Here is a 16,839-nt window from a genome sequence, read left to right as displayed (position 1 = left end):
TAATATAGTTCAATATATGGCTATTTTAGTTTTGTTTTTTAGTTTTCATTATAGAATTGGGTTTATATGAGGTTGTATTTTTTTCTTATTGCAAGTGCATTAAGCCTATTGGCTTATCGAAGTTTTAACATTATATTGGTTTGGTTTATCGTTACCAAGTCTAGTAATAGCCTAGATTTAGGTACAATTGTTGCCCTAATGTGGGCTTTCAATCTTACTTCCTTACCTTTAGTCGGTGACAGTTTTGACAGATTTAAAAAGAAAAACATCCTCATTTTAGGAGGTATTTTTTCACTCTCGTTTTCATTGATTTTCTTGATTGATGTTGGTGTTTATAGCGGATCAATTACTATTATTAGTATGTGTGCATGTGTATTGGCTGTAACTAACTCCATAACTACCGCGAGCATAAACACTCTGCTTCCATTCATTGCAACTAAAGAACAACTGGATAAATCTGTTAGTTTAGCTGCTACTTTTAATTCGGCACAATCAATAATAGGATCGGTTATTGGTGGGACAATGATTGCTTTACTGGGGGTTGAACCTGCTAGTCTTGTTGTTGTGTCCTTTTTCTTGGTCTCACTAGTGTTAATTTTATTTTTATCCATTAATGAAAAAGGAAGTGTTTCTGTTGATATTGTCCAAGGTGAGAAATTTATAAGCCGTATTACACAAGGATTCAAAACGTTACATTATATAAAAAGCGAAAAGATCATATGTTATACAGCAATGCTTAATAACTTCGTATTAACACCATTGTTAATGGTAGTGTTACCATATTATGTATCTCGTGAATTGAAGTCTGATGCTACGACCTTAGCCCTACTTGAATCCATGTTTGCAGTTGGAATGCTATCAGGGGCAGCCTTAATTTCAAAACTAGATTTCAATTTATATAAGCGTATTTATCCTATTGTTTTAGGTAATATGATGATTGGAATTGGCGTTATTTTATTCTCTGTGTTTGATTGGGTTTATATTAAAGCTCTTGGCTTGTGCATTTCTGGATTCGGACTTACTGTTAAAGGTGTAGCGTGTAATAGTGTTCGGGTTTTTGCAGTCCCAAACTCTTACAGAGGTAAGTTGGAAGGTGCTATATTGTTTTTATGTATTGGAACCATACCGTTAGGAAGCTATTTGTTTGGTTATTTTCAGGAAAGTTTTGATTACGAACAGAAATACTGTTTAATCGGATACATGGGGGTAATAATATTTTTTACCTCTTTTTTACCTATATTTTCGAAGAAAACACGGTTCGTTCTAGGTCAGTCAAATCAAAAGTTAGATGGCTTATATAAATCTATGTACCCATCAGCATTCAAACAATAAAATCGGGTTGTGATACCAACTATTAGGTAAGGAATCTCAATGTTTCCTTACCTGAACAGTAGCGGCTTAATTCATGACAAAATAAATGTGTGGCAGACCTAACTCTTACCCTAATTTAAAACTGAGTGTTAATTGAACGCTTTCGTTTTGTCTATGCAAGCTCAGCAGTAAACCGAAACGTCACTGTGTTCACCACCAAAGATGCTGATGGGTATTGCCATATCAGCTATATTCAGTATTAATCGGATTAGACTCAGCTAATCCGAAATCTAACAAGCTCCTAATCTCGCCAACTCGCCTTTGTCCAGAGACGTGTTATGCCGCCATGCTTTGGGACAAGAACGCCTTAGTGCTATGACTCTAAAACGCGTGTGCCTCAAAATCCGTCAGAGTTAAACCCATACATATACATATCCTGTTCCTGTTTTTCACCAGATTATTTAGTCGTGAAGATCTCGATACGATTGAAATTAATGTGAGGCGGGTGATATAAATGTAACCTTTAAATGCAGGAATTAATAAATTTAGATATGGTACAAATGGATAACTTTCCCACCGTAGGACTTAAAACCTCGTTACCCATAAGCATATTGGCACTTGCCTTATATTACCTATGGGGCGACATGGGTTTTAATGATCTTCGAGGCCTTTTTTGGGTGGTGGCGTTTGTGATGATGCTTACTTTAAAGAAAAGTGAAAATAGCCTCTTTTCAGTAACTCCACAAGTTTCCTCTTTTACTCATCATGTATTCCCAATTACTGTGCTAGCGATTGGCGTGGCTTGTATCACGTTGTTCTATATGGAATTTATCCGGAAATATGTCACGGGACAAGAAGTCGACTATATCGTAGGATTTCTCGTTAGTGGTGAACTGGAAGTAAGCGAGAAACTAAATTATCTTTTCGAAACCGTTATATTAGCTCCGTTATCAGAGGAGTTTTTCTTCAGGTTTATCTTGCTAAGTAGCATATGCTTACTTTTGAGAAACAAGTTTGTAGGCGTAATTTTATCGTCACTCTTATTCGCCTACGGCCATGAAGACCCTGTCGTTGCTTTTTCTCTAGGTATCACTGCATCAATAGTTCTACTGAAATACATGAGTATATATAGCGCTATAATTTTTCATACGATTTATAATTTGTGGATATATACAGTGGAAGTTTTTATCGTACCCGCATTTTTCTTTAATGATTGGGACTTTGCACCAAGTGGGAACATCGGAACAACCGTTTCTATAATGGCATTAGCTGTATCTTTTTTGGCACTATTGATTATTAAACGCAAGGAAAAATCAATACAATAAGGTTTTAGTAACCGCTTCATCACTATAAGGACTGAGGCAATAATCAATGAAATCACCACACTTATCGACACCTCGATAGTAAAGTTTCTGACACACTTTTGTCCAAAGACGTGTTACGCCTCTACAGTGCTAGCTGTCTCTACAGTGCTAGCACTTATTGGGATGCAAACTAGACAGAATTCAGCTTAAGAGGGCTATTGAAATTGTAGAAACACTATTACAACCAGAGCTGAAAAGTAATAACAATAGTGACGGTCCAGCAGGAGCAAGAATGGTAAAGTTATGATTTAGTGGCGGAGATTGATCTTTTCAATCAGGAAAATCTGTCAGGTTTCTTCACAAATAGATAATACCAATCGCATTCAGGAGTTAACTGTCCATAAAGTCATACTAAAGTTACGTAATTACAGCCCCTTTATAGTTGTGTTGCCTAAGAAGCGTGTGACGAATTGGGTTAGCTTATCGCAGAAGTTAGTGAGGCTATGGCATCTCCTGAAAAGTATCAATTTGCGGGTTGTAGGAATTTGTAGCACTGAGCTACACTGGGGTCATCAAGTATTATCAAAGTAGATATTTATGGAAATCTGCCATCTCTCTGACCTTCATTTGGAATTTGGTCCAATGGAGTGCCCGCAAACTGACGCAGATGTCGTCGTACTTAGTGGAGACATCCACCTCGGTACCAAAGGAATTGATTGGGCTGCACAATTTAATGTGCCTGTTGTGTATGTTCTAGGTAATCATGAGGCCTATGGTGCTCCATCGCTAGAGCTATTGATAGAAGAATGTAGGAGCAGAGCTGAACGTTATTCCAACGTATATTTTCTTGAAAATGATAGCGTTGTAATCAATGGTGTGAGATTCCATGGCTGTACTTTGTGGAGCGATTTCGAACTTTATGAGACCCCTAAAAAGTCGATGAAATTAGCTCGTTCAGGCTTGAATGACTATCGAAAAATTCAATATCATGGAAAGCCATTTTCACCATTGGATGCGAGAGAAATTCACCAGATATCTAGACGCTTCCTCTATGAATCAATAAGTAAAGCCAAAGAGGATATCAATGTTGTCGTTACCCATCACCTTCCATCTAGAGAAGGAATACAACTTGAATACTTGGGTAGCCCACTTGGTCCTGCATTTGCATCCCAATGTGATGAATTTTCAAATCTTGCTGACAAAATTGCAGTCTGGTTCTACGGACACAACCATGATTGTATGGAATTCTCTGATTTCAATATTAAATTTCATACAAACCAGCGTGGATACGTTGGTTATGAAGAAGTTTCGAGCTTTGATCCATCAAAAAAAATTTTAATTTCCTAATAATGTGTGCGTTAGACGGATTCTCGTTATCATAGTTTATGTGGCGGTAATAATGTTCACGGCAGAAAAAGTGATTGTTTACGTTGGGACTGCTAAGTTGATTAGGGACAGACATCTAATCTTTTACCCCAAGCCCATAAAATATGAATTTGGGTATCATAATGCGGCTCTTTCGTTATCGTTTGTAAACATTGAATCTGATGTTCAGTTCTTCGAAGGTGGTGTGCACTGCTGCACACCGATGCACACCAATACTCAACGAGCATTATTTCTGCGATGTAAGTTTCATGGCCGATCTATAGGAGGATGAGTATCACTGGTTTTGTTTGGCTTTGGCTCCACTTTTTACATCGATGTAAATTCAAAGCCAATCTATGGGCTGATGATTAGAGTCCTTGTCACGTAAGGGTTCTCGGTGAATTGATATCGCAGTAAACCCCATGGCCGCTCTATAGGAGGATGAGTATCACTCGTTTTGTTTGGCTTTGACTCCGCTTTTTACATCGATGTAAATTCAAAGCCAATCTATGGGCTGATGCTTAGAGCCTTTGTTACGCAAGGGTTCGCGGTGAATTGATATCGCAGTAAACCCCATGGCCGATCTATAGGAGGATGAGTATCACTCGTTTTGTTTGGCTTTGACTCCACTTTTTACATCGATGTAAATTCAAAGCCAATCTATGGGCTGATGCTTAGAGCCCTTGTTAAGCAAGGGTTCGCGATGAATTGATATCGCAGTAAACCCCATGGCTGATCTATAGGAGGATGAGTATCACTCGTTTTGTTTGGCTTTGACTCCACTTTTTACATCGATGTAAGTTTCATGACCGATCTATAGTTTTCGCTCGTAAACTTAAGCCCATCTTCTAACTTAGTGGTTAAAATCAGTCCCCAGCCATACTTAGAGTCTACAATATGTCGATTTTTGCGTGAAGTTTATAGTCTGATTTTTACCGCGCATAAAATCTCTATTAAATTCTTCTGGGCGGCGTGTACTGCTGCACAGCGGTGCACACCAAGACTCACGTAGCTGTACCTAGTGTAAACTCCGACTTAGACACAAGAAAGGCTCTCAAAGGGATCCATTTTTTTACAACAAGGGAACAAAGGTGGGGCTTTTTATGATAATTGGTATTTTGGTTAATAGTGTTTGTTGGCGCTAAATTTAACGTAACCGCACTTAGTACGCACCTAAATAATTCCTTTTTGTTAGTGCGATTTACTGATCGCATCAGATCTTCAAACTCACTTTGCAATACCTGTGATTATTCATAGCTTGTTAAATTAGCAAAGGCATTGAGAAATTTTGCCCCAAAATGTTTTTGAAATTGATCAATTTTTTGTGTGATCAATTTTGATTGTCATTTTTACCTTTTTGTTGATAGCAATATGCCTCAAATATGATCAAACTTTTATTGTCCACGGACATTTACAGCTTGTAAATGGGCAATTATTGACACATTTACCCCCGATTTTTGTCAATTTTAGAGACACTTTGCTTTGTCAATCGGTCTGGCTTGGTTTAAGGGAGAAGATCAGGCTGGAGTCTTTGATTTTGCTGGTTTTTAGCTGTCAATTGAGGGGGTGTCAATCTTATCTCATACTGATGATGCTTCGATACGTGTAACTTTGACACCCCAAGGGTTTGTTGCTTCATCGACGATATTGAGCAGCTTAGTATTGATCATGTCACGTTGGCTAAGCATCTCATCCAATTCCATAGAACCCAATACGGTACGGATGTTAGTGAGGGTCAAATTACGGATAGCGTGTTCAAGGTCGTTGACCTCGTAGGTTGCTTTGGGCGCATCAATAACCTGAACAAAACAGACAGCATCAATCATGACATTGGCGTTATCTTTTGAAATGACTTCCTGAGCTGGAATATCGAGTACGCGTTCTATCATGCTGATTTTTTGACCAACCTTGTCAATGAATGGAATGATTAGGTTCAAGCCGGGTTGAAGAGTGTGTGTGTAGCGACCGAAACGTTCGACAGTCCAGTTATTACCCTGTGGAACGGTTTTGACACCAGCGAAAATAAAGAGCAGTGCGACGGCAGTAAAGACGCCAATAGTAATCAATGTATCAATAGGCATACGAAATCCTTTGCAAGTGTGAGTTTTTGATAGTTCTTTACTCATACTGGCTCATATTTAAAATTCGAGCAAATTTATAAACGAGAAATGGGCCATAAAACCTTGATTTTATGACCCATTTTACTTTGTGTTATGCGATAAGATTGCTGAGGTTTTTATCATTTATCTGAGTGATTTTTCCTCAGTACTTATCAACTTGTTCGCGTTCGAATTAGTAAAGCAGAGAGTACAGTTGGCGGCGGTATTTGCTCGCAACTGCATTGCCTTGTCCAAGTGCGCTCAAGATATCCATGAATTCTTTTTTCATATCACCATCTAGGGTGTTGAGGTCTTTCGCTAAGAATGACCACAGTAAATCCATTGCTTCTTCGCTACGGTTCACTTGGTGGTATTGAAGAGCTAGGTCAGAGGCTGTTTTAGCATCGCTTGGGTTTTGCTGAAGCGTTGTTTCTAGCGCTTGAATTTCAGGGCTGTCTGCCGCTTGTTTATGCAGCTCGAGCTTAGCGACTAAGCCTTTGTAGTAGTTGTCTTGATATTCCAGAGGGATAGTCGACAGTTGAGTTTCAGCCAGCTCAAATTGCTGCGTTTCTAGCAAACATTCTGCGATCGCCAGTTTTACTTCGCCTTTGCTGGTCAACTCTGTTGGCAGTTGCTGCATGGCTGCGAGAGCTTGCGTGTGTTCACCTGCTTGCATCTGTTCGAGAGCTTGACGCAGTGCGAGTTCATCTTGATTTGGAAGATGTTTACCTAACATCTCAACAATCGCTTCGATGCTTTGTGGACCACCTAAACCATCAACAGGCTGACCGTTAACAAACAATGCAATAGTAGGGAGTGCTTGTACGCCAAATTGGCTAGCAATTGCCTGCTCTTGTTCACAATTCAACAGAGCTAAAGTAAAAGCACCATTGTATTGCTGAGTTAATGTTTGCAGTTCAGGAATCACCTGAGCACTTTCTTGGCTCATTGGTGCCCAAAAGTGGATGAGTACAGGCGTCTGCATTGAGGTTTCTAATACTTGACGAAAGTTCTGCTCATTAAGTTCAACAATATGCGGAGATTGCATTTACGTTCCTTGAGGTGTGTTTTGTGGGTACGTTGCAAATATGGGGGGAGATGCTGGTAACTTCAAGATCTAACTTAATTATCTCAGTTAAAAGAGAGAAATTAAAAAACGCTATGCCTCAGTGTTGATAGAGTTGTCATATCAACACGAAAGGCATAGCGTGATCTTTGAGGTGGTTAGTGAGGCGTTGCGTGAGATATTCAAAACAGAATAAACAACGTAATAGCCAGACTCACACCAACCCAATTCAGGCGGTTTAAAGTCATGAAATATCCAGAAGTCGATTCATCAATTGGGGATAATCGATGAGATAGGGTAAATCATGACATCTTATTGTTACGGAAAAATTACATCGTTACATTAAAGTTTGCGACGATGCATTCAAAGTTAGAAATTTATGCAGCTTTTCTCAAAATAGGGTCTAGCCAGCGACTCGGTAGAATCCTTTTTAACACAGCGAAGACTTTAGTCGGTGTTGTAACTCGGTATCTTAGCTTAGGTTTGCGCGCTGTTAAGGCGTGTAATACGGGCTCTACACAGCTCTCCGGAGGCAGAACAAAAGCGTTGTTTGAAGATTCTTTTTCGAGCCGGTCTTTTTGCTGTTGATAAGCTTCCTGATGAGCGCTGCCAGTAATGGTGATCCATTTATTGAATGCTTTCAGGGCGTTATTTCTAAACTGGGTTTCAATTGGACCGGGTTGTAATAACGAAATATGTATACCGCTACCATGCAGTTCTAAACGTAATGTATCAGTCCATCCTTCAAGCGCGAATTTCGAAGCGTTGTAAGCGCCACGGTACTTCATTGCTGCAAAGCCTAAGACTGAACTGTTTTGGACGATGCGACCTTCGCCGCGCTCACGCATGTGCGGGAGGATCTGACAAACGAGATGATGCCAACCAAAGAAATTCGTTTCGAACTGTTCTTTGAGCCCTTGTGTCGGCAAGTCTTCTAAGGCTCCTGCTTGACCATAAGCGCCGTTATTGAACAAGGCATACAATCCGTTAGGCGCCAGCTCGATAGCAAGCTGTGCAGCTTGTTCAATGCTTTCTTGATTAGAAAGGTCGAGCTGTATGCAGGTCAGTCCTTCATCTTGCAGGCGCTGCACATCTTGCGGATGACGACACGATGCAATGACATGAAAACCACGCTTTTGAAGCGCATGAGCACATGTGTAACCAATACCCGTTGAACAACCAGTGATAAGAATCGACTTGTTCACGCTTAATCCTTTATTAGAGTCTCTCTAACTCTAGGGTAAAGAATTAGTCTTGATGTTGTAACAAGTTTTTTAGTGCAGGCTCGATTCTTGAGTAACTAAAGATGAATCCCATTTCGGTGAGTTTCTTTGGTTTAGAGCGAATGCTGTCGAATAACAAGCATGACGATTCACCCATCAGCAGCGACATTGCCCATTTCGGTGTGAACAAGAAATGAGGTCGGCCCAATTGTTTGGCTAACGTGCTGCTGAACAGTTTGTTGGTGACAGGGTGCGGGGCACACATATTAAACTCGCCTTGAGCGTGAGGGGCAGACAGCAAGTGGTTGATGGCTCTCACCATATCGAGCATGTGAATCCATGGCATGTACTGCTTGCCTGAACCTAGAGGCCCACCTACACCAAGTTTGTAAGGCATTAGCATCTTCTTAAGTGCGCCGCCATTTTCGCCCAACACAATCCCTGTTCGAAGTAGGAGCACACGTGTGTTATCTGATTGAGCTCGTTTAGCTATTTCTTCCCAGTGGGCACAGACTTTATGAGGGAAACTCTCATCCTCAACTTGTAATGATTCGTCAAACGGCTGTTGTTGTTGATCGCCATAATAGCCAACGGCTGACCCGCTAATAAAAACATCGGGTGGGTTGCTGCTGGCATGAATTAACTCGACCAGTTTTTCTGTGATGTGCCAGCGGCTACTACAGATTCTCTCTTTTTGCTGTTCGCTCCAACGCTTGTCTGCAATCGGTTCGCCAGCAAGGTTAACCACCACATCGAAGTTATTGAGGTCGTTGAGTTCATCAAGGGATTGTATGTAATGAAGGTTGTTCTGGTTCAGATGGTGCAGGCTTTGCTTTGCTTTTTCAGGACTTCGTGTCAGTAAAGTCACGTCGTCAGTGTTCCAACTCTTGATCAATTCAGAGCCAATAAATCCAGTACCACCAGTTAACAATATCTTCATACCAATCTCCTTATTAAACATAATTATAGACATGGCTTGTTTTTAATCGCCAACCAATACGAAAAAATCACTATAACGATCAGTTGGTTTCAATCGTGTGATACCTAAATTACGTGTTTTCAATTTATGAAAGATTGAAATTAAATTCACCAACTTAGGATGTGTACCGTTATCACACTTATGGATTTTACTCGGATATGTTACCAACTGCGTAATATTTGTCACATAAGCTTTGATAAGGATTTGCCATCATTATGAGTAACTTATAACCAGACATTATCTCAACGAGAAGGAATCGCGATGAGGGCAATGCTAGCTTTGTTTAAAGCCATGCTAGGCAGCTTAAGGGATCTATTGCCAATTGTAGCGGTGATTGCTTTCTTTCAGCTCGTTGTCCTTCAGGAACCCCTTCCTCATCTGTTGTCTATTTTACTGGGTTTAGTATTGGTTGTCTTAGGCCTGACCTTCTTCATTTTTGGACTCGAAATGGGGCTTTTCCCTATCGGTGAGTCAATGGCTCAAGCGTTTGCACGCAAGGGGAGCGTGTTCTGGTTACTGACCTTTGCCTTTTGTTTGGGGTTTGGCACAACCATTGCGGAGCCTGCTTTGACAGCCGTTGCTGCGGAAGCGGCAGAAGTGGCAGCAGAGGGCGGTGTTATCCCTAACTCTTTAGAGGAGATGGAGCACTACGCGAATGGCTTACGATTTACAGTGGCGTTGTCGGTGGGCATCGCCATTTTACTTGGCGTGCTACGAATATTAAAAGGTTGGCCAATTCAATACATGATCATTGGTGGTTATATCGGGGTGGTGGTGCTTACGGCTTTTGCTCCGGAGAACATCATCGGGATTGCTTACGATTCTGGAGGCGTTACAACATCGACCATTACCGTTCCTTTGGTCACGGCATTGGGAGTGGGGCTCGCGTCTGCGATTAAGGGGCGTAACCCTATGATCGATGGTTTTGGTTTGATTGCTTTTGCTTCACTGTTACCAATGATGTTTGTCATGGTGTACGGAATGGTGGTGACATGATCAGCGTGCAGCAATTTGTCGGCACCTTTCTTGGTACCGTTACCGATGTGATCCCCATTGCGGTCATTATCTTCGGCTTTCAGTTGGCGGTATTACGCAAACCTGTTACCAATCTCGCTAAAGTATTACTCGGCTTTTTCTACGTAATTCTTGGCTTATCGTTATTCTTGATGGGGTTAGAATTCGCGCTGTTTCCTCTCGGTGAAACAATGGCGATGCAGCTGACGGAATCGAGTTTTCTAACGGAGTTTAAACTGAGTTCAGGTCAAGCATTGGCTTGGTTTGATTATTATTGGGTCTACCTGTTCGCGTTCTGTATTGGCTTTAGTACCACGATAGCCGAGCCTTCACTGATCGCTGTGGCCATTAAAGCGAACCAAGTGTCTGGTGGCAGTATTCGCATTAATGGCTTGAGAATCGCCGTGGCGTTAGGCGTTGCGATTGGCATCTCGCTTGGAAGCTATCGGATCGTTGCTGGTGACCCGATTCATTACTACATCATTTTTGGCTATGTCATTGTGGTGATTCAAACCTTCTATGCCCCAAAATTGATTATTCCATTAGCTTACGATTCTGGCGGTGTGACGACCTCAACGGTGACGGTTCCCTTAGTCACGGCACTTGGTTTGGGATTAGCCTCAACGGTGCCCGGAAGAAATCCGGTGATCGATGGCTTCGGGTTGATTGCATTCGCAAGCTTATTTCCAATTATATCTGTGATGGCGTATGCCCAAATAACGCAATGGCTAAACCGATCACAATCCTCTAAGGAGAGCAAAGATGCGCTTTAAACTTATCTTAGCGTTTGTAGAAGAGAGCAAGACAGACATCGTGCTCGATGCCGCGCGTGATGCGGGTGCAACCGGTGCTACGGTGATTAACAATGCCCGAGGGCAGGGCTTAAACCAAAAACGTACTTTCTTTGGTTTAACGTTAGAGGTGCAAAAAGATGTGCTGCTGTTTGTGGTTGAAGAGCATTTGGCTAGGCATATTCTAGAAACCATCGGTGAAGTGGGGGAGTTCGATCAAGAGTCTGGTCAGGGCATTGCTGTGCAGATTGATGTGGAAGATGCGGTCGGCGTCGCTCATCAAGTCGAAACGTTAACCAAGGTTGTGGAGGATGAACTATGAGTACCAGTGAAAAGATCCGTGTGGGCGATGTAATGGCCAATACGTACGTGATTATTGACGGGCTAACCACGGTATTGGAAGCGATTGAGATGGCGAGAACACACAAAGTGAAAGCCATCATTGTTGATAAACGCCACGAGGATGATGAGTACGGCATCGTGTTGATGAATGATATAGCCAAAAAAGTGCTGGCTAAGAACCGTTCTCCAAAGCGAACCAACGTTTATGAAATTATGACTAAGCCTGCTTTGACAGTGTCTGCTGATATGAATGTGAAATATTGTGCGCGCTTGTTTGAACGTTTTGGTATCAGTCGCGCTCCAGTGGTCAGTGACAATAAGATAGTCGGTATGGTTAGTTACAATAATATCGTGATCAACGGTATGGCGAGAGGTGACGTTTAGCTTTTCGATACGTACAATAGCCTCATAAGTTTTATGGAGAAGTACGTGTGAAATTATTTTTTGCTTCAGATTTACATGGGTCACTGCCAGCAACAGAAAAGGTATTAGCGTTATACCAAGCGTCTGGTGCTCAATATTTAGTTTTGCTTGGCGATATCCTGAATCATGGTCCGAGAAATCCGATTCCTGAAGGGTATAACCCGCCAACGGTTGCTGAAAAACTTAATGAGTTTTCTCAAGAGATCATCGCGGTTCGTGGTAATTGCGACAGTGAAGTGGACCAAATGCTGCTGTCTTTCCCTATGATGGTTGATTACTCATGGGTGTTATTGGAGTCCGGCCAGCGTATCTTCTTAACTCATGGTCACCTTTACAACTCAAGTAAGCGCCCAGCGTTAAAAGCGGGCGATGTGATTGCCCATGGTCATACTCATATACCTGTCGCTGAATATCAGGATGGCATCTTCATCTTTAATCCAAGCTCGGCGACATTCCCACGAAATGATCATGCTGCAAGCTATGGGTTATACGAAAACGGTACGTTTAAAGTGGTTAGCCTTGAAGGCGAGTTGCTTGTGAGTGGCCAGCTGTAAGCGGTTAGTTTAAAGCCCATTCAACACCACGCCGGCAAACTGAAGCTAAACAAGTAAAGCCTCGGTTAAGGCTTACTTCGAGTCTACGTGGCCAAGATCTCTGTCTGGAGCAATGATGTTTCGCACTCTTTGCTTCAGCACTTTCGCCTCAGGAAAACCGCCATCCGCTTTTCTTTCCCAGATCTGCACTCCATTACAAAAGATCTCAAATCGACCTCCGGTATCCGGGTGTAAGCTCACCTGTTCAATTTCTTCACTGAAGGTATGCAGCAGTTCTTGGCATAACCAGCTAGAGCGAAGCATCCAGTTACATTGACGACAATAGTGTATTGCGATTGTTGCCTTGGTGATTGACGTGCTTAACGAGTTTGATTCTGTCGTCATGATTAGCCTTTTAAATTCTATAACAGTAACTTGATGCTAACGGCAAACGTTAATATTTCAAATGCCATTTTGACGAGCTAGTTACTTGAAAAGTTGGCTAAGAGAAGAGCCGACAATAGGGTAAGTGAATAAATCCAATCGATAGATCTTATGTCAGACATTAGATACAAAAAAGGGGCGTAATGCCCCTTTATTTATTACTCGAGAGAGTTAGTTTGAAAACAACACAGTAGAACCGTGGTTCAAGCTAGTCAGCAACAGTGCTTTCGGATTAACGATATCAATGCGTCGGCTCTGCTCGGCATCCATCTTAATAACCTGAGTGATCAGTTCGAGTTGCCCTTCTGAAAAATCTTGGCGCTGAGCTGAAGTCACATCTTTAAATTCTGTTGGTGAAACCAATAGGTAGTTGTCGTTTATATCCCACTGACCAGTTTCCGAAATGTTGATGACATTCGCAGGCTCAGTTTGAGTACCGTATAGCCTAACCACTGACATTCTCAGGTATGTACCATTTGGTAGGTATTTCGCATTCGATGATAGCTCAACTTTACGAAGCGGGCCGATTGAGTCAGCTTGCTTGTTGTCGCTGATCAGAGTGACCATCTTAGATTGCCATTCATGCTGAGTGAGCAAGCGCTCTACTTTTGCATCGCTGCCCCAATATAACCAACCACTTAAAAATGCAGATAGAACCAGTAAAATAATCGATACTTTTAATTTCATGTTACTGACCTCCGTTACAAATGTCGTTTACATCCGACTGGTCTGCGTAAATTCTTAGGGTTACGTTTTCGCTCGAGTAATCTTGCGGGTGAATGTAGTTGAGGGCAAGGTTGTTGGTTTGTCCACCTGTTGCGATCACCTCAGTTGGCTTTAGCATGCCAGTGTGATTGGTGTTGTAACGTAATACACACTTCTCTATCGCGGGAAGCCAACTGCTGAGATCTGGGTGGTTAACTGGTGATTGAACCTTCACGCCATCCACTTCAGCCAGTGTTTTGAACTCGGATTCAGCTGGATTAGTAAACGTTAATACCAGAATTGGCATGATGAGCGCAGCGAGCAGAATACTAAAGCTTGTCCACTTATTGCTGCTTTTGCTCGTGGCAACGTTGGTCGTAGTTTTTGGTTCTACTTCAGAGTTAGCCTCTTGAACCTTAGCCACAGGTTCTGACTCGGTCATCTCGGTGACCACTTCTTCGGCTGTTGTAGTAAACGCTAACGTCGGTTCCATCTCACTTTCTACGATTTCAGCCATAACAGGCTGTTCGCTTGATGAAAGCGGCGCTGAACGTTCAACAGAAGCGATAAACTGGTAGCCACGCTTTGGCACGGTCTTTACGAATTCTGGAGACTTGGTTGAGTCTTTCAGCATTTTTCTGAGTGTCGATACCGCTTGAGTTAAGCTGGAGTCGTCCACCTCAAAGCCTTGGTCCCGCCAAACATATTCGTGTAATTCGTTACGAGTGATAACTTCATTGGGTCTTTCTGACAACATCAGGAGAATGCGGCTTTCATTGCTACCAAGGCGTACGACTTCACCGTCGCTGGCCTGATCAACAAGTGAATTGCTGTTTGGGTCGAATACGAACCGTTGTGCGAGAATAAACTTTGTGCCGATATTGCTCATTGAATTCTTCTATTTTGGATGATTTTGGGTGCGAAATAGACAAATCTCAGGTGAAGTTCCGTTCATTCTTCACCAAATCATGGCTTCTTTTATGTTCTTTTATATTTATCAGCCTCAAGGATAATAAAAACAGATCAAAAAAACAGTGTTTTTATGATTTTTGACCTTGAATTTACATTTGTCATCCTCATGTTAATGAACATAAGAGTGGTATCCTGTGTAACGCCTCTTCTGGTATTCAACATAAAGTATAGATGTTTTGGAGTAAAAATGAGCGAAACAGCAACGCAAAATAAAGAGACTCGTGGCTTTCAATCTGAAGTAAAACAACTACTTCATCTAATGATCCACTCACTGTATTCAAACAAAGAAATTTTCCTACGTGAGCTGATCTCTAACGCATCTGACGCGGCTGACAAACTTCGTTTTCAAGCGCTATCAAATGGCGACCTTTATCAAGGCGATGCGGATTTAGGCGTGAAGTTGTCATTCAACGCAGAATCTAACACTCTGACCATTTCTGATAACGGTATCGGCATGACCCGCGACAACGTTATTGAGCATTTGGGCACGATTGCTAAATCAGGTACGGCGGACTTTTTCTCAAAGCTGTCTGATGACCAAAGCAAAGACTCTCAGCTTATCGGCCAATTTGGCGTTGGTTTCTATTCTGCATTTATCGTTGCAGATGCAGTAACTGTTCGAACTCGCGCTGCGGGCCTGGCAAGCGATGAAGCTGTACAATGGCATTCAGCGGGTGAAGGCGACTACACCATTGAAGACATCACTAAAGAATCTCGTGGTACTGACATCATTCTTCATATGCGTGAAGACGGTAAAGAGTTCTTAAACGAGTGGCGCTTACGTGAAGTGATTGGTAAATATTCTGACCATATCGGCATCCCGGTTTCTATCTTAACTGCGGTTAAAGATGACGAAGGTAAAGACACCGAAGAGAAGCACTGGGAACAGATCAACAAAGCTCAAGCGCTTTGGACTCGTAACAAATCTGATATCGAGAAAGAAGAGTACCAAGAGTTTTACAAGCACGTTTCTCATGACTTCGCAGATCCACTAACGTGGAGCCACAACAAGGTTGAAGGTAAGAACGATTACACCAGCTTGCTTTACATCCCAGCTAAAGCACCTTGGGATATGATGAACCGTGACCACAAGAGCGGCTTAAAGCTTTATGTACAGCGTGTATTCATCATGGATGATGCAGAGCAGTTTATGCCATCTTACATGCGTTTCGTTCGTGGCTTAATTGACTCAAATGATCTGCCGCTCAACGTATCGCGTGAAATTCTTCAAGACAACAAAGTGACTCAGTCTCTTCGTGGTGCATGTACTAAGCGTGTGCTGACGATGCTTGAGCGCATGGCGAAGAATGACAACGACAAGTACTTGGAGTTTTGGAAAGAGTTCGGCCTAGTATTAAAAGAAGGCCCAGCAGAAGACATGGCGAACAAAGAAAAAATCGCTGGTCTCCTTCGTTTCTCGTCAACGGAAGAAGATTCTGTTGAGCAAACCATCAGCCTCGTTTCTTACGTTGAACGTATGAAGGAAGGTCAAGACAAGATTTATTACCTAACAGCAGACAGCTATGCTGCAGCTAAGAACAGCCCTCACTTAGAGCAGTTCAAAGCGAAAGGCATCGAAGTTGTTCTCATGTACGATCGTATTGATGAGTATGTGATGAATTACCTTACTGACTTCGACGGTAAGCAGTTCCAATCGATCACAAAAGCGGGCTTAGATCTAAGTAAGTTTGAAGGTGAAGAAGAGAAAGAGAAGCAAAAAGAGACGGAAGAAGAATTCAAGTCTGTTGTTGATCGCACTCAAACTTACCTTGGGGATCGTGTTAAAGAGGTTCGCACGACATTCAAGCTAGCAACCACGCCAGCTGTTGTTGTTACCGACGATTTCGAGATGGGTACTCAAATGGCTAAACTTCTAGAAGCGGCGGGTCAAGCTGCTCCTGAAGTTAAGTACATCTTTGAGATTAATCCTGAGCATGCGCTCGTTAAGCAGATGGCTGATGAAGCGGACGAACAGGCGTTTGGTCGCTGGGTTGAGCTACTACTTGGCCAGGCTATGCTTGCTGAAAAGGGCTCAATGGAAGATCCGTCACAATTCTTAGGTGCAATCAACGAACTACTGACAAAACGTTAGTCTTTCGACTTTGGGCTAAGCTCATAATTATAATTAAAAGCTCGCTAATGCGGGCTTTTTTTATGAACGTCGCTTAACTTCATCGAAATGTAGCTAAAGTCGCTAACAAGACAAACGCAAACGCTGTCGATACATTCTTTAGTCTTAATTTCAGCCAAATTGAATATTAATGTGAT

At 42.1% G+C, this 16,839-nt stretch carries 15 protein-coding genes and 1 pseudogene; 9 read left to right on the top strand and 7 right to left on the bottom strand.

Features of this window, described 5'->3' with window-relative positions; translation table 11 throughout:
* Nucleotides 1-66: 66 nt before the first annotated feature.
* From QUF19_RS12705 to QUF19_RS12695, 3 genes are all read left to right on the top strand, one after another.
* Nucleotides 67-1,332: an MFS transporter gene (locus QUF19_RS12705; RefSeq protein ID WP_286294328.1), complete on the top strand. Its 1,266-nt coding sequence runs from the start codon at nucleotides 67-69 to the stop codon at nucleotides 1,330-1,332.
* A 506-nt stretch (nucleotides 1,333-1,838) separates the two neighbouring features.
* Nucleotides 1,839-2,636: a CPBP family intramembrane glutamic endopeptidase gene (locus QUF19_RS12700; protein WP_136994787.1), complete on the top strand. Its 798-nt coding sequence runs from the start codon at nucleotides 1,839-1,841 to the stop codon at nucleotides 2,634-2,636.
* Nucleotides 2,637-3,212: 576 nt separating this feature from the next.
* A complete protein-coding gene (locus QUF19_RS12695) occupies nucleotides 3,213-3,962 on the top strand; it encodes a metallophosphoesterase (RefSeq protein ID WP_016767471.1) in 750 nt (249 codons plus the stop codon).
* 1,601 nt (nucleotides 3,963-5,563) lie between these two features.
* Here the strand turns inward: QUF19_RS12695 and QUF19_RS12690 are convergent.
* The 4 genes and pseudogenes from QUF19_RS12690 to QUF19_RS12675 form a co-directional block, all read right to left on the bottom strand.
* Nucleotides 5,564-6,061: pseudogene (locus tag QUF19_RS12690) on the bottom strand (SPFH domain-containing protein); the annotation flags it as partial.
* Between the two features lie 211 nt (nucleotides 6,062-6,272).
* Nucleotides 6,273-7,127, bottom strand: coding sequence for a co-chaperone YbbN (locus QUF19_RS12685; RefSeq protein ID WP_286294323.1), 855 nt, complete (start codon nucleotides 7,125-7,127; stop codon nucleotides 6,273-6,275).
* 395 nt (nucleotides 7,128-7,522) lie between these two features.
* On the bottom strand, nucleotides 7,523-8,350 hold the full coding sequence (locus QUF19_RS12680; RefSeq protein ID WP_286294321.1) for an SDR family oxidoreductase: 828 nt from the start codon (nucleotides 8,348-8,350) through the stop codon (nucleotides 7,523-7,525).
* A 43-nt stretch (nucleotides 8,351-8,393) separates the two neighbouring features.
* Complete coding sequence (locus tag QUF19_RS12675; RefSeq protein ID WP_286294320.1) at nucleotides 8,394-9,308, bottom strand: TIGR01777 family oxidoreductase; 915 nt, start codon at nucleotides 9,306-9,308, stop codon at nucleotides 8,394-8,396.
* Between the two features lie 300 nt (nucleotides 9,309-9,608).
* On the opposite strand from QUF19_RS12675, the gene QUF19_RS12670 reads away from it, so the two are divergent.
* Genes QUF19_RS12670 through yfcE form a run of 5 tightly spaced genes read left to right on the top strand, consistent with a single transcriptional unit; the run spans nucleotide 9,609 to nucleotide 12,471 of the window.
* Nucleotides 9,609-10,343, top strand: coding sequence for a DUF1538 domain-containing protein (locus tag QUF19_RS12670; RefSeq protein ID WP_286294318.1), 735 nt, complete (start codon nucleotides 9,609-9,611; stop codon nucleotides 10,341-10,343).
* Entirely contained in the window at nucleotides 10,340-11,134 is a 795-nt protein-coding gene (locus tag QUF19_RS12665) for a DUF1538 domain-containing protein (RefSeq protein WP_286294317.1), read from the top strand. Before QUF19_RS12670 ends, QUF19_RS12665 begins: the two co-directional genes overlap by 4 nt.
* Entirely contained in the window at nucleotides 11,124-11,474 is a 351-nt protein-coding gene (locus QUF19_RS12660) for a P-II family nitrogen regulator (RefSeq protein ID WP_009847348.1), read from the top strand. The genes QUF19_RS12665 and QUF19_RS12660 overlap by 11 nt, the downstream gene beginning before the upstream one ends.
* Nucleotides 11,471-11,878 carry a CBS domain-containing protein gene (locus QUF19_RS12655; RefSeq protein WP_286294312.1) on the top strand — a complete coding sequence of 136 codons (408 nt, stop codon included), beginning with the start codon at nucleotides 11,471-11,473 and terminating at the stop codon, nucleotides 11,876-11,878. The genes QUF19_RS12660 and QUF19_RS12655 overlap by 4 nt, the downstream gene beginning before the upstream one ends.
* Nucleotides 11,879-11,925: 47 nt before the next feature.
* Nucleotides 11,926-12,471 carry a phosphodiesterase gene (yfcE, locus tag QUF19_RS12650; protein WP_286294310.1) on the top strand — a complete coding sequence of 182 codons (546 nt, stop codon included), beginning with the start codon at nucleotides 11,926-11,928 and terminating at the stop codon, nucleotides 12,469-12,471.
* A gap of 72 nt (nucleotides 12,472-12,543) precedes the next feature.
* On the opposite strand, the gene QUF19_RS12645 is transcribed toward yfcE, so the two are convergent.
* From QUF19_RS12645 to QUF19_RS12635, 3 genes are all read right to left on the bottom strand, one after another.
* On the bottom strand, nucleotides 12,544-12,855 hold the full coding sequence (locus tag QUF19_RS12645; RefSeq protein WP_286294308.1) for an Rdx family protein: 312 nt from the start codon (nucleotides 12,853-12,855) through the stop codon (nucleotides 12,544-12,546).
* A gap of 210 nt (nucleotides 12,856-13,065) precedes the next feature.
* A complete protein-coding gene (locus tag QUF19_RS12640) occupies nucleotides 13,066-13,581 on the bottom strand; it encodes a regulatory protein ToxS (protein WP_286294306.1) in 516 nt (171 codons plus the stop codon).
* Between the two features lies 1 nt (nucleotide 13,582).
* Complete coding sequence (locus QUF19_RS12635; protein ID WP_286294304.1) at nucleotides 13,583-14,488, bottom strand: transcriptional regulator; 906 nt, start codon at nucleotides 14,486-14,488, stop codon at nucleotides 13,583-13,585.
* A gap of 270 nt (nucleotides 14,489-14,758) precedes the next feature.
* On the opposite strand from QUF19_RS12635, the gene htpG reads away from it, so the two are divergent.
* A complete protein-coding gene (gene htpG / locus QUF19_RS12630; RefSeq protein WP_286294303.1) occupies nucleotides 14,759-16,663 on the top strand; it encodes a molecular chaperone HtpG in 1,905 nt (634 codons plus the stop codon).
* Nucleotides 16,664-16,839: the final 176 nt, after the last annotated feature.

Source organism: Vibrio sp. FE10 (genome assembly GCF_030297155.1).
Taxonomy (GTDB): domain Bacteria; phylum Pseudomonadota; class Gammaproteobacteria; order Enterobacterales; family Vibrionaceae; genus Vibrio; species Vibrio apostichopi.
This window is presented reverse-complemented; position numbering and strand designations above follow the sequence as displayed.